The organism is Leptotrichia sp. oral taxon 223 (assembly GCF_013394795.1).
Lineage (GTDB): Bacteria > Fusobacteriota > Fusobacteriia > Fusobacteriales > Leptotrichiaceae > Leptotrichia.
In genome coordinates, this window is record NZ_JABXYU010000001.1 from 386,257 (window position 1) to 401,320 (window position 15,064).

The following is a 15,064-nucleotide window of genomic DNA, read 5'->3' on the forward strand; positions in this document are numbered from 1 at the left end:
AATAAGTTTTAGTTTTATAAAAATTATGGCGAAAGAAATACATTCGTATTTAGTTATTTTTCCTTTAACGAAATTTTGCTTATTTAGTATTTTTAAAATGTTAAAACCTAAAACTTAATTATGATAATCTTTATGATTTAATATAGAATGTCGTGATTTTTTTGGAATGAAAACGATTGTCTGAGCGTCAGCGAGTTTCGTTTTTATTTCAAAAAAATGCTTAGACGAGCCAGGGTTGCAAGGGAAATGGCGATTGATTTTCCTTGCTTATATAAAAAGAAAAAACATAGAATTATGAAAAACATTTATTAACAATAAGCAGTTTTTCAAATTCTGAATAAGAATCCCTTATATGGATACTTAATGATTAAATTTAATTAAAGGATATTTTATAGTTACATAGGTTATAAACAGTACAATCTTGTAAAAAAGGCTTTAATTCCATGAATTTTCTGATTTCTACTATTTAAATGGAAAATAGTATTAGATATTTTGATTAATAAATATTTTTTCATATTACTATGTTTTTTCTTTGCTAGAAGAATTTGTAATAAATCCATTATTAAATGGAGTTTAGTATTATTTCTACAAAAAAAGAACAGTGAAACTACAAATCTCACTGCTCCCTATTTTTTTGTTCAAATAATTTGAATTAACGATTAGGACTAGTAAATAGCTCTGAATCCTATTCCACCTCTTATATTATTGCCTTTAGTGTCATATCCTCCATTTACTGTCACTCCAAATCTTGTGTTGTCAACTCCGATATTCAAGTCAAATTTACCGTTTCCTCTTCTGTCTTCCTTTTCCCCTCTTATTCCGAACCAGTCTGCGCTTGTGTATCTTACTCTTCCTTCATTGTTCTTGCTTGCCATCTTGCCTAATTCGTTTTCATAGGCGGCTGACAATCCCACTGTCAGGTTTGTTCTTACTGCAAGCGGCTGTACATATCTGAATTCAACTCCAACTTCTGGCTTAACTGAGAAGTAGTCGTTTCCTTTCACTTCCAGTCTCATTTCTCCGTTATCCTCTTTAATGGTATTGAATCTTCCGTATTCCATCTTCAATGCTCCGTATGGACGTAAATGCGTTCTTTCGCTCATTCTTATGTCATATCCCAAGTCTGTCTTCAATGCCGCACCATAAGAGTTGTAGTCAGATTTTGCCTGGAATATATCGTCTACAACCAGATATTTACGTTTCATATTATTAATTCCAAAGAATACATCTCCTCCAATTGTCCATTGCAATGCCCCGTTGTGATCAGTTTTTGGCGACATTGTCTTAAAGATTCCTGCTTTAAGTTGAGTTTGATTTTCTCTTGAATGTCCAATATCTTTAAACTTGAATCTATTTGTTACAGCTCCTGCATACCATCCGCTTGAGTTACCCATCTTGATTTTTTCATCTTCATGAACATACGCTACACCGTAGGCATTACTTGTGTAATCAATGATTCCTGCCGTGTCAGTGTTGTACTCATCTCTTGTGCCAAACACTTTAATCTTGTTGTTTTGTTTAGACGGATTTCTCCAGTCGTGTTTCAGGTATCTGAATTCCTTGTCCAGTATGTTTCCAGTTGCATTGATTCTTTGTTGAAGGTTTCCATACTGGTGTCCCATCATTTCGTCAGTTGCCTGATAGAATAAAGTTGCTTCATTATTACCAATTCCATTTAATTTTTGGAATAATTCACGTTCTCTTGTACCTAAGGCTTCTACCCCGTATCTTTGTTCCAAACCGTCTAAGAAGTTATAAGTATCTGTACTGCGTACTGGTGTATCTTCTTTTCCTGCCCAAGCTGTATACGGTATTTTAACCATATAAATGCTTGTCATTGTTCCGTCATTTGGATTTAATGTTGGTGTTGCAAGCCAGTTCAATCCTCCAGAATAGATATTCCAATTTGAAACACCGCTTGTTCTAATTGCAGTATTATATGGATCTAAAATTCTAGGATCCTTAATCAAAATAGACTTGCTGTTTGTCATTTCAGTCGCTTCGGTACCAATGATCAAATCAGCTTCCTGAGTCAGATTTCCTAGCCCATTTATTGAATTTGTGTAATCTTTTCCTGATGTATTTACATACATTCCGATACTTGATGCTGACACTTCAATAGGATTTTTTGCAAATGTATTTATCACTACTGGCGTTTGCGTTACTCCATTTATTGTTACTGTTGCAGTTTGTGCTCCTGCAGGTGCATCAATTGCTGCTCCGCCTACTGCTTTACCTGTTGGAGGTGTTGTAAACGTATACACAGTATCATTTGGATTGCTGCTTCCATTTACTGTTATATTACCATAGTTGGCAATTGTTCCTCCTTTTAAATATACACCAACTGAATTTGTTCCATTAATTGTGATTGTACCTGTATTGTTAAGTGTTGCTCCTTTTCCTAGATATACTCCTACTACATTTGTGTAGCTTCCTGATCCTGTTGAAATATTACCTGTATTTATTGCAGTTGCTCCATTGTCAGCATAGATACCTGTTGTATTGTTTCCATTTAATACTATATTACTATTATTTGTTGCTGTACTTCCTGCTCCACTTGCATACATACCTATACTGTAGTCACCGTTTACATTGATTGTCCCGTTATTTATTACATTTCCTGTATCACTGTTTTGATATCCTGCTGCCATACCTATTCCATATGCATTTGTTGCTGCATTTGAAGCTCCAATTGTGATTGTACCTGTATTTGTTGCTGTACCTCCACCAATTGAATAGATACCAACATTTCCGACACCGTTTCCAAAGTCCATATTACCTGAGTTTGTTACATTTCCAGCAGAGTAGATACCATAGTTTCCTCCACCTGTTGCACTTAAGTTTGTAGAGTTATTTACTGTTCCTGCGGTATCACTTGAATAAACATAAATATTATTTGTTCCTAATCCTACATTTGCCGCTGTTGAATTAATTGTATTCCCACTTCCTGCATTTGCTATTGCAACTGATGTATCTCCCAAATTAAATGCAGTACCGCTGTTTGTTACTGTTTGACCGCTTCCTACTGTGTATACGCCTACTGCTTCAGACGCTCCTGTTGCAATTGTTCCTCCTGTAAGGTTTACATTTCCACCTTGAGAGTATACGCCAACACCTTTATCTCCTACTGTAATTGTTCCTCCAGCCACATCAGAAGCATATCCAAACATACCAATACCGTTGTTTCCTACTGTAATGTTTCCAGAATTTGATGTTGTATAGTTTGTAGCTGTACTCTCACCATATAAACCTACACTGCTGTCGCCTAAAGTAATGTTTCCTGTATTTCCAAGAACTGCTCCCGCTGCAAGCGATGCGTCAGGTTTAAACAACACACCTACTGAAGATGTTCCAGTGCTTGTTATAGTTCCAGCGTTTGTTACACCTTGAGTTGTTGAGCCTTCAGAGTACATACCTGTTGACTTGTTACCCATTGTGATTGTTCCTGTATTTGTTAGGATACTGTCCCCTATTCCGTAAAGTCCTGTCGATGTATCTCCTATTGTAATTGTTCCTGTTGCATTGTTATTAATAATTCCGTATTTAGCATACATTCCTGTTGAGTTTGCACCTGACAAATTGATAATACCGTTATTGTTTATTGTAACTGCAGCTCTGTTTGTTAATAGATTTTCCTGTGCAATTGCAGTCTGTCCTGTTTGTGTACCAGTTATAGTGTTATTGTTATTATTATCAATTGATGAATTAGATAATTCAAGCTGATTATATGCATCATTTGTATCATCTAGATTAATAGATTGATTTAGTGTTAACAAGCTATTGTACAACATAAATGTTTTATAATCACTTCCAGTAATATTAGCTCCTAAAGCACTAGCTAATGTTGAACCTGTTGTATCAGACAAATTCATACCTACATCTGATGCTATAAACAATCTTGAGCCTGAATTCATATTAAGTGTTAAATTTGATAATCCACTAAATTTACTTGTCGCCCACATTGATATATCCCCAGATGTGAACGAACTATGTCCAGTTCCTTGATACAGAAAAGCTGTTCCTCTTGTGGCAGGAGTATTTGAACCACCTGATATAGTTGCTGTCATCGGTTGAGTTATGTTTATCTTTCCTCCATTATTATAAAATAACAAGGATTTTGCACCTGTACTTGCAGTACCTGCACCATTCAAGTTAATTACACCATTTGAATCCACAGCATAGTTTACAGCTCCATCTGCTGTAGTTGTATTATGTGTTAATACTTCTACCTTACTATTGGTGTCCTTGGCATATATTCCAACTGAATTTTTACCACTTACATTAGCTGTTATTGCTCCACTTCCAAGAGTTGTGAATTCACTTCCACCTGTAGCTATAATTCCAGCTATCCCTTTCCCTGAAGATGAAGTTTTACCTGTTACCGTTATTGTTCCTGAGTTGGCTGCATGACCTCCTGATGAAACAACTGCTCCTGTAGCACCATCAGAAGTTACTGTTATTGTTCCCATATTCCCAGCTTGTCCCACACCTTTTGCCATCATTCCAATATTTTCTCCAGCTGTTACTGTTATTTTAGCATTACTATCATTTGTAACAGTACCACTTGAAGAATACATTCCTATATTTTCTGTACCAGTACTAGATATATTAATCTCTTTTTTATTTGTTAAAGAAGCTCCTGAGTTTTCCACTCTTAATCCAATAGATTTATTTTTTGAACCTATTATATTGATAGTACCTTCATTATTATAATTTTTACCACTTATATCTGAGTACATTCCAAAGGAATTTTCACCTGAAACATTAATTACTCCATTTGAAGCATTTTTAATTCCTCCACCCATATCATGCTTAATAGCAATTCCACCAGATTCATTTCCTTCAATATTAATTGTACCATTATTTGTTGCCGATGAACCTGCCTGTAATCCATTATTATTTGTTCCTATAGCAATTCCATAACTTTTATTCCCTTTCATAGTTATATTATTATTGTTGATAACAACAGCCGTCCAATTACTTGTTACTTTTAATCCATAACCTAGAGACTGTTCTCCTTCCATTACAATGGTTCCATCATTTTGTAATGTATAAGTTCCATTTGAATTTCCTTCATCTGTAAATATCATCGCTATTTGTTTGGCTCCAGTTCCAAGTATTTTACCTGAGGCTCCATTTATTCCTATGGTATTATTATTAGATCCACTATTGTCTGTTTGAACTTCTATTCCTCCTGTTTGTTCTGCAATCAAATTAATAGTTCCATTATTAGTAAATTTTAAATCAGTTGTAGAAACACTTATGGGATCTAATGTAACGGCTCTTTTTTTGGTTACATCTACATTCATGACTGAATCAGCAGCAGAATTAAAATCATTAACATTACTAGTGCTTTGAATATACTCTACTATAGCATTATCTTTTTTTGTTTGCGGTTTGGAACCAACTGCTGGCACAATTGTACTACTTCCATCACTGTTACTATGCGTTCCTGTCACATTAACATTTGTTCCTAATACTGTATCCCCATAAGAATTCCAATAAGCATCTAAATCAAAAACTTGTATACTTATCGCAGCAGGTTGTGGATTAGGTGGTGTTATTTCTGGTGGAACAAAATTAATAGCTTCTGGTAAATTAGGCTGTGTAGCTGTAAGTGGAGTAACTGTCGGAGCAGTAAACACTCTTGGGTTAATTCCCGCATTTACTTCAAAAGCTACAATTGGCTCATTTACTGGCAATGTACTTGCTATACCGTATGACAATCCCTGTCTGTTATTTGATGATGCTGAACGAGGATTTATGCTTTTAGAAAGTAGTGAGTAATTTTTACTTTCAGGCGACACGTATCTTTCATAAGGATCTGTGCTTCTTTCAAATACACCTTCATATGGGTACTTTTCTTCCTTGTCCCCTCTGCCTTTATAAGTCCCTTTCCAGTCATTATAGAAATAATTTATTCCATATTGCCAGCTGCTCCAAGGTGATTTTACAACATGATCTCCTTGCTCCATTAATTGAGTAAGTTCCAATGTTGTATCTTTCATTAATTTGTTGTTTTCTTTTCTTGCTCTCTTAAAATCAGTACGTATTTGATTTATTGATGTGTTTATCTGACTAACTTGATTTTTGATGCCTGAATCTTCATTGGCTGCAAATATATTAGCTGATATAAAAATCATTCCTGTCATTAAAAATACAATTAATGCAGATTCTGTATATTTAAAATTTTTCGTTCTTTTCGCAAATGCACGTAATTCTTGTGAAATTTTTTTTATATTTGTCATTAATCCATCTCTCCTTTTTCAAAAATTTTTTTTGTAATTTTTATAAGAATATGCTCAAACCGCCATTTATAAATCATAAAAAGCATCTAAGCTCATTTTTATAATTTTTAAGCATATTGAAATAAATTAAAAAAGATATTTATAAAAAGTGATTTTTTTTAGTGATTTCAAGTGAATTTTATCTTTTAAAATATATTCCCAATTTACTTAAACATTATATTTAAAATTTAATTCCAAAATCGAAAATATTTACAGTTTAAAGAAATAAAAATATTTCGAACAATTACTACATCTACATTTTATCAAATTTTCCAAAATTGTCAATACTTTTTTTACCTTAATTTCCGTGTTTTTGATTTTTTATATTATTGTTTTAACTTATAAAATTAAATTATGATTTAATTGATGTGAGATAAATTACATAAATACCATATATTTAATTTTAAAAAAATATTTGCTAAGTTTAAACAAAATATATTTTTAATTTTTAAAAAAAATACACCACTTTTTATAAGACATTCTAACTAAGTTATAAATTATTTAAAATTTACTTTTTTATGATAAAATATGGTTAAAATCACATTTTTGAAGTTACTGATATTTTTACTTATCGCCTTTTTACTAATTCAATATTAAACTAATTTAATTCAATTTAAATGATGATATTAATTTCAAAGATAAATTCCCTTAAATTCCATACCCTTATTCCTAACCTCCAGCCCAATTTTCATAATGTTTTCGTACTCCTCAGATTTCAGTCTATCCACATAATTCTTAACATTTATCTGCTTCAAAGAACTTTTTGCTGTTCTTTTCAAATTTTTGCTGTCTTTCACCTTAGAATGCTTAAATTTAAAAATAAATGTTCTACGAACTACCCTGCTTTACGCAAAACTTTCTTATAAATAAAAAAACATAACCTAAAACTTTTCAATTTTTATTATCCAGTTTTTAGATTATGTTTTCTTAAATATTATTTGTTTTTAAAATATATCCTTGTCAGATAACTTCGCATCTTTTGTTTTAAACATTTCAAGTAGTTTTTCCACTGTCAATTTTTTCTTTTCTTCACCTTTTATGTCAAAAATTACTTCTCCTGCATGAAGCATAATAAGCCTGTTTCCATAAGTTATAGCATCTTGCATATTATGTGTTATCATCAGGCTTGTTATATTGTTCTTTTCAATAATTTCCTTTGTCTTTTCCAAAATTATTGCTGAAGTCTGAGGATCAAGCGCAGCTGTATGTTCATCCAGCAGTAATATGTCTGGACGGTTCAGAGTTGCCATTATTAACGACAAACATTGTCTTTGTCCACCAGATAGAAGTCCTACCTGTGTAAACAGCTGATTTTCCAGTCCAAGTCCCAAACTTGCCAATTGTTTTTTATAAAATTCTATGTTTTTTACATCCAGCCCAAATGTAAAATTAAAACGCTTTCCCTTATTTTTTGCCATGGATAGATTTTCCAGCACAGTCATTGAAGGGGCTGTTCCCATTGCGGGATTTTGATATACTTGTGAAATCCATCGGGCTCTTTTATGCTGTTCCACGTTTGTTATATCATTTCCGTTTAAGATGACATTTCCTCCATCTGGAATAATCTGTCCGTTCAGTACATTCAAAAGTGTAGACTTTCCAGCACCGTTACTTCCAATAATTGTTATAAAATCCCCGTCATTTATTGTAAAATTCAAGCCTTTGAATACTTGTTTCTCAGTTCCCAATTCAGAGAAGAAAGTTTTGTATAAATTTTTTATTTCTATCATCACGCTTCTCCCTTCTCAATTAATTTTACTTTTTTCTTGCCTTTTTTTGTTTTTTGAATCAGTTCATTCCACAAGATTACTGCTAAAATTATTGCTGTTATAATTTTTACATCTGTCGGCTTAACTTCCAGTATTTTTATAACGTTATCACTGAAATGAAGCCCTTCGTACATATTTCTTGTCCAACTGTTTGACATCAATGCCAGATTTATTATGAAATAATACATTAAAGATCCGATTGTAACAATGGAAATTTCATTTATTACTTGAGATTTTTTCAATACTCCAAGTCCTAAAATAATTGCCGCAAGTCCAATGACGATTGTTCCTACTCCAGACTGCAAATCTGCAACTTTAATATTTTGTGCAAATAATGCACCCGCTAATGCCACAACCCCATTTGCCATCATTAATCCAAATATTTTTAATCTTTTCTCATTTACCCCAAGGCTTACTACAAGCTGCTCATTGTTCCCCAGCGCTCTTAATGCAAATCCAAATTTTGATGTCAAGATATAGTCAACAACCATTTTTATAACAAACGCAATAAGTATTGTAAGCATAAGTTTTACATCTTTTGTATTCGCCACATAAACTATCAATCCAATTACAAAAACTATATAAACAGTAAGACTTCTAATCATATATCTATTTTCTTTTATTTTATAATCATAAAGCCCTTTTAAAATAAGTAAAATAACAAACATAACTATAAAAGGAACAAAATCCTTTTCATACGAAATTATTTCATAAATACTTCTCTCCGGCGAGATAAACACATTGGGCATTCCGACAATTCTGGAATTTATACTATAAAGCCCTGTCATTACCAGAATTCCTGAAAGCAGTCCGTTAATTTTTAAATAAACATGCAGCGCCCCTGTAATATATCCTGCAATCATTCCACATACTACTGCCAGAATAAGTCCCATAATTGGGCTTGTTATTCCAAAAAAGCCGTTCTTAGAAAGTGCAAATGCCGCAAATACAAATCCCCCAAGCGGAAATGTCCCATCCACCGACATATCTGGAAAATCTAGTATCTTATAAGTCAAATACACCCCCATAACCATTATCGAATATATAAACCCCGTTTTAAAAGCCTCTGGAAGACTTTGTAAAAATACTAATAATTCATTCATTTAACTTTTTTCTCTCTTTCTTTTCTGTTCTCTCCAATTTAATTTATTATTTATTTTCCTACAAATTCAGCCCCATTAAACACAGGATTTTTTACATCCAGTCCCAATGCCTGCGCCGTCTTCTGATTTACGTACAATTTCATTTGTTTTGAAGTTTCAAAAGGAATTTGAGAAACAGGTTTCCCTTTAAGAATTTCAATTGCCATTTCTCCAGTACGTTTTCCTAGCGCATAGTAGTCTAATCCCATTGTAAACAATGCTCCCAGTTCTACAGAAGAGTTTTCACTTGCAATTACAGGCTTTTTAGCTGCAATCGCTTCGGAAGTAATAAGGTTTGCCCCCGACACAACAAGATTATCTGTTGGCAAATACAGTGCGTCAGTTGCACCCAATAAATTTTTAGTAGCCTGTGCCAGTTCACCAAAATTGCTTATCCCTTGCAGCACAACTTCTATATTTTTTTCCTTGGCAATCTTTTGAATCTCCTGAACCTGAACAGCCGAATTTTGCTCCGACGGATTATACAAAACTCCTATTTTTTTTGCACCAGGCTTTATTTTCAAAAGTAAATCCAGTTGTCCTGCAATATTTTCCACTTTATCACTTGTCCCTGTCACATTTGGATTCAGAAGTTTTGCGCTCGCAGGATCAGTTACCGCTGAAAATAATACTGGAATATCTGAAATGTTATTTACCAACGCCTGTGCAGACGGTGTAGCAATACCAAATACCAAGTCTTTTTTATCTGCCTTGTAATTTGAAGCAATAAGATTTGCATTTGTTACTTCCCCGTTTGCATTCTTTTCATCAAAGTCTGCATTTATTCCAGCTTCCTTAAAGGCATCTTCAAATCCTTTTTTTGCCAAGTTAAGTGATGGATGTTCCATGAACTGCGTTACACCAATTTTATAAACCTGTTTATTATCAGCTGGCTGTGAACCATTTTTCCCGTTGACAGCATCACTGTTTTGATTTCCACAAGCCAATACCATTAATAAACTTACAACTACTAATAATATTTTTTTCATTTCTCTTCCTTTCCCATTATTTTACTAAATCTTTTTATCAAAATTTATTGAACAATCTGCGCTTTGGCTTTTACATCTTCAGGTAACGAAATTCCAAGTGCCGCAAGTGTTTTTCCGTTTACTACAATTTCATTTAAGGGCATTGTCTTAAATTGAATTTCATTAGGCTTTTTACCATTTTTCAAAATTTCAATTGCCATTTTACCAGCTTCATTTCCTATTTCATAATAACTTACACCTTGCGTAATTAATGCTCCGCCTTTTACATGAGCCGCTTCTGCACCAAACACTATTTTTTTAGCCGCTGTTGCTTTATCTGTAATCAAGCTCACAACCGATGCCACAAGGTTATCTGTCGGCAAGTAAATTGCATCTGTTGCCCTTACCAAGTTATCCGCTGTCTGAGGTATTTCGTTTGCCTGAACAATGCTTTTTTCAACAATATTTATTCCTAGTTCCTTTGCCGCTTTTTTCAGATCTTCCACTTGAACCTTTGAATTTTGTTCTGAAGAATTATAAATTACACCAACCGTCTTTATTTTTGAATCTAGTTTTAACAATAATGCCAACTGCTGTTTTACATCCATTCTGTCACTTACACCAGTCACATTATTCTTCAAAATTCCAGCTGACTGCGGATCTGTAATCGCAGCAAACACAACAGGTATGTCATTTGTAGCCTGTGCAGCCGGCTGAGCCGCATTTGTCGCAATTGCAAATATCAAGTCCTCCTTTGAGCTGACAAAGTTATTGGCAATCAAATTTGCATTAGCCGTTTCCCCGTTTGCATTTTTCTCATCAAAATCAGCTTCAATTCCCGCTTCCTTAAAAGCCGCCTTAAATCCTTCCCTTGCACTGTCAAGCGCCGGATGTGACGCAATCTGTGTAATTCCAATTCTATACTTCTTAGAGCCTGTCCCAGCTCCACTGCTACCTTTATTCTCACCGCCAGAATTACCACAGCTTAAAACCATAAGTGTCAACGCACTAATTAAAATCAATAATTTTTTCATCAATTTTTCCTCTCTTTCCTACTATCCTACAAATTTCTCAAAACATCCAAAACACTTTTTTAAAATCCGCTTCAAAGTTTTGAGTTAATAAAACATTACCCTTTCAACTAATTTTAGATAATATTTTGTCCTACTATAAAATAATAACATTTTTTTCTCTTTAAAGCAATATTATTATTTCCTTTTAATAATTTTTTTGATTTATTTTTGGCTTTCATTAAACTTTATCTACAAACATTTTATACTAAACCCTTTTTGAAAATAGAAATAAATTTTTATAACAGGGTTATTTGTTAGCTAATTTATAATTATTAAACTAATCACTATATTTTTTCTTTTTTTATTTTCGTAGGATTGCTCATTACCGCAAATCCTACAACCTATGGCTAGACTACGACTTTTATTTGCCCAACTCCGAAACTCCTCCTTTCAGTCGTCAAACAGTCGTAGTTGAACAAATAAAAGCTCCGTCGGTTTATTGAGACTAAAAATCATATTTTAATTATTTTGAAATGTTGAATTTTTATCCTATGTTAAAAAAGTTTATAATAATTTCGTTATTTAAATGGAGTTTAGTATAATATCCCTGTAAAAATTAGATTAATATAATTAAAATAAGAAAAAATAACTATAAATCAAAATAAAATGACACAAAAAAACTATCTTGAAAAAATAAATAATCTTCAAGATAGCTTTAATTTATTAAAAATAAAATATTTTATTATTTAGCATCAGCAACTCTATCAGCCAATTTTTTTCCAACTTTGAATTTTACTACTTTTTTAGCATCTATTTTAATCGGCTCTCCAGTTGATGGATTTCTCCCTTCTCTAGCCGCTCTTTCTTTTACTTCAAAAGTTCCCCAGCCTACGAATTGGATACTTTCACCTTTTACTAAAAATTCTTCTGCTGTTCCTAAAAAAGCATTTACTAATTCTTCTGCTCTTTTTTTAGTTTCTCCAGTCGCTTTTGCATAAGCGTCTACAAATTCTTTTTTTGACATTGCATCTCCTCCAAACTTTTTTAACGAATTATTTACTATATGTTACCACATTTTCAGCATTTGTCAAGACTTCTTGAAAATTAAACTGAATTTTTATTTTCTTCTTGAAACCAATTTTATAACCTCATTTACAGCAAACGGTATTAATGCAAATATCAATACTACATCCCAATTTCCAAATGAAATGCTTGTTACTTTAAATATTTGAGCAATTGGCGCAAATGAAGTTAACCCTATCTGCAATACAATTCCAATTACAATCGAATAAATCAAATATCTATTTTTGAAAATTCCAATTTCAAATATTGTTTTCTGGCTATTTCTCATTGTTAACGAATAGAATAACTGTGATACTGTAAGCACTATAAATGCCATTGTTCTGCCTTGTGTCAAGGCATGTCCTGCAGCTTCATTCCCAGCTTTTGCCATTGCTTCCAGTTGTCCTAAATTTCCAATCATTCCAGCTTCACTAATCCCGATATAAAATGCCATCAGCGTCAGCAACCCGATTAATGTTCCTCCTATCACTGCCCGTATTCCCGCACTTTCAGAAAAGAAACTTTCTTTAGGGTTTCTTGGCAAACGTTTCATTACATCCTTATCTCCCGGATCGATTCCAAGCGCTAGCGCTGGTAAAGTATCAGTAACCAGATTTACCCATAACAGTTGTGTTGCAACTAGCGGCAAGTCCCAGTTTAACAGTGTTGACAAGAAAATACAGATTATTTCTCCCAAGTTGCACGAAAGTAAGAAAATTATTGTTTTTTTGATGTTGTTGTAAATATTTCTTCCTTCTTCAATAGCATGGACAATCGTAGTAAAGTTGTCATCAGTCAAAATCATGTCACTAGCACCTTTGGAAACATCAGTTCCTGTAATTCCCATAGCGACACCAATATCAGCAAATTTAAGCGATGGTGCGTCATTTACCCCATCCCCTGTCATTGAAACAATGTTGCCTTTTTGTTTAAACGCTCTTACAATTTTTACTTTATGCTCAGGCGAAACTCTTGCAAAAACTTTATATTTACCAATATTTTCGGAAAATTCCTTGTCTGAAAGCTCGTCAATTTCAGCACCAGTCAAGCTTTGGCTTATATTTTCTGCAATTCCCAGTTCTTTTGCAATGGCAACTGCTGTATTTTTATGATCCCCTGTAATCATAATCGGAGTAATTCCAGCATTTTTCGCCTCCGTTATCGAATCTTTAACTTCCGTTCTTGGCGGATCAATCATCCCGACAATTCCCACTACAATCAGCTCTTTTTCCATCTCTTCAGGATCAATCACAGTATCTACATCTTTAAATGCCACTCCAAGCACACGAAGGGCATCATCTGACATTTCTGTCGCAGCTTTTAATATTTTTTCCTTCATTTCTTCTGTCAATACGACGATTTTTCCATCTAACAAAATTTTGTCCGCTCTTACCAGAATATTGTCAATAGCACCTTTTGTATGGACTCTATACTTGCCATCTCCTTCTTCATTCAAGGTTGACATCAATTTTCTGTCTGAATCAAATGGATTTTCACCAACTCTTTTGTACTTCGCATTCAAAGTATTTTTTTCAAGATTAAATCTATCTCCTAATACAACCAACGCAACTTCTGTCGGATCTCCAATATCCTGCCCGCTGTCAATAGATGCATCCGAGCAAAGTACGAATGAACGGATTAATTCAGCTTCATCCCTATTCGCTACAAAATCTCTGCCTTTTGACGGCACTTCACGTAAATTATTAAGCGTATAAGTTTTTACAACTGTCATTTTATTTTGCGTCAATGTTCCCGTCTTGTCTGAACAAATTATATTTACTGCCCCCAATGTTTCTACCGCAGGCAGTTTTCTTACAATCGCATTTTTCTTTGACATCTTATTGACACCCATTGCAAGCACAATCGCAACAATTGCCACAAGCCCTTCAGGAATCGCAGCAACAGCCAGACTTATGGAAGTCATGAACATCTCAAGAACTGGACGTTTCTGAATAATTCCAACAACAAATATTAAAGCGCATATTCCCATTGCAATATATCCAAGCGTTTTTCCAAGCTCATCCAGCTTTATTTGAAGCGGAGTCAATGTATTCTCATCTTCATCGAGTATTTTCGCAATTTTACCAATTTCAGTTTCCATTCCCGTTGCAACTACAACGCCTTCTCCACGTCCATAAGTCGCCATAGTTGACATAAATGCCATATTCTCCTTATCTCCAACGGGAATTTTTTCATCACTTGTAATAAAATCAGCATTTTTCTCGCTTGGCACCGACTCTCCTGTAAGCGCCGACTCTTCAATTTGTAAATTTGCAGTTTCTATGAGTCTGACGTCCGCTGGAATAAATCTCCCTGCATCAATTACTAAAATATCTCCTGGAACCAGATCTTCCGAATTAACCTCTATAACTTCCCCATTTCTACGAACTAGACTTTTAGGAGTCGTCATCTGCTGCAATGCCTCAAGCGCTTTTTCAGCTTTAGATTCCTGAACTACGCCAACTACCGCATTTATAAGTACCACGGCCATTATAATCAGAGCATCTGTCCATCCGTGATGAATATCCACAATAAGATTTATCACAGCCGCCACAATTAACACATAAATCAGCATATCCTGAAGCTGCGCAATGAATAATTGCAGTAACGTTTTCTTAGCCTTCCCCTTCAATTTGTTCTGTCCATATTTTTCAAGCCTATTATTTACCTCATCAGTTGTCAATCCAACTTTGGGATCTACATTCAGCTCCTTTAAAACATCATTTTGTGATTTTGTAAACCACATAATTTCTACACCTCTTTCTGTAATTTTATTTATTTATTTTTTTGTTTGAATTAAAAAATTTAAGTATACTTTTAAAA

Annotated in this window: 8 protein-coding genes; all 8 read right to left on the reverse strand. The window is 33.8% G+C overall.

What is annotated here, in order from left to right; all coding sequences use genetic code 11:
* Positions 1 to 665: 665 nt before the first annotated feature.
* Positions 666 to 6,248: an autotransporter-associated N-terminal domain-containing protein gene (locus HW275_RS01930; RefSeq protein WP_178934674.1), complete on the reverse strand. Its 5,583-nt coding sequence runs from the start codon at positions 6,246 to 6,248 to the stop codon at positions 666 to 668.
* A 671-nt stretch (positions 6,249 to 6,919) separates the two neighbouring features.
* Entirely contained in the window at positions 6,920 to 7,108 is a 189-nt protein-coding gene (locus HW275_RS01935; protein WP_178936390.1) for a hypothetical protein, read from the reverse strand.
* Positions 7,109 to 7,231: 123 nt separating this feature from the next.
* Positions 7,232 to 8,017, reverse strand: a complete 786-nt coding sequence (locus HW275_RS01940; protein WP_178934676.1) for an ABC transporter ATP-binding protein — start codon at positions 8,015 to 8,017, stop codon at positions 7,232 to 7,234.
* Complete coding sequence (locus HW275_RS01945; RefSeq protein WP_178934678.1) at positions 8,017 to 9,159, reverse strand: ABC transporter permease; 1,143 nt, start codon at positions 9,157 to 9,159, stop codon at positions 8,017 to 8,019. Before HW275_RS01945 ends, HW275_RS01940 begins: the two co-directional genes overlap by 1 nt.
* A 50-nt stretch (positions 9,160 to 9,209) precedes the next feature.
* On the reverse strand, positions 9,210 to 10,187 hold the full coding sequence (locus tag HW275_RS01950; protein ID WP_178934680.1) for an ABC transporter substrate-binding protein: 978 nt from the start codon (positions 10,185 to 10,187) through the stop codon (positions 9,210 to 9,212).
* A 44-nt stretch (positions 10,188 to 10,231) separates the two neighbouring features.
* Positions 10,232 to 11,200: an ABC transporter substrate-binding protein gene (locus HW275_RS01955; RefSeq protein WP_178934682.1), complete on the reverse strand. Its 969-nt coding sequence runs from the start codon at positions 11,198 to 11,200 to the stop codon at positions 10,232 to 10,234.
* A 721-nt stretch (positions 11,201 to 11,921) separates the two neighbouring features.
* Positions 11,922 to 12,203, reverse strand: coding sequence for an HU family DNA-binding protein (locus HW275_RS01960; RefSeq protein WP_178934684.1), 282 nt, complete (start codon positions 12,201 to 12,203; stop codon positions 11,922 to 11,924).
* Between the two features lie 93 nt (positions 12,204 to 12,296).
* On the reverse strand, positions 12,297 to 14,987 hold the full coding sequence (locus HW275_RS01965) for a calcium-translocating P-type ATPase, PMCA-type (protein WP_178934686.1): 2,691 nt from the start codon (positions 14,985 to 14,987) through the stop codon (positions 12,297 to 12,299).
* Between the last annotated feature and the right edge of the window lie 77 nt (positions 14,988 to 15,064).

Excerpts from the sequence above, each read along its gene's own strand:
- HW275_RS01930 (WP_178934674.1), bottom strand. The coding sequence starts at position 6,248 with ATGACAAATATAAAAAAAATTTCACAAGAATTACGTGCATTTGCGAAA.
- HW275_RS01940 (WP_178934676.1), bottom strand. The coding sequence starts at position 8,017 with ATGATAGAAATAAAAAATTTATACAAAACTTTCTTCTCTGAATTGGGA.
- HW275_RS01945 (WP_178934678.1), bottom strand. The coding sequence starts at position 9,159 with ATGAATGAATTATTAGTATTTTTACAAAGTCTTCCAGAGGCTTTTAAA.
- HW275_RS01950 (WP_178934680.1), bottom strand. The coding sequence starts at position 10,187 with ATGAAAAAAATATTATTAGTAGTTGTAAGTTTATTAATGGTATTGGCT.
- HW275_RS01955 (WP_178934682.1), bottom strand. The coding sequence starts at position 11,200 with ATGAAAAAATTATTGATTTTAATTAGTGCGTTGACACTTATGGTTTTA.
- HW275_RS01960 (WP_178934684.1), bottom strand. The coding sequence starts at position 12,203 with ATGTCAAAAAAAGAATTTGTAGACGCTTATGCAAAAGCGACTGGAGAA.
- HW275_RS01965 (WP_178934686.1), bottom strand. The coding sequence starts at position 14,987 with ATGTGGTTTACAAAATCACAAAATGATGTTTTAAAGGAGCTGAATGTA.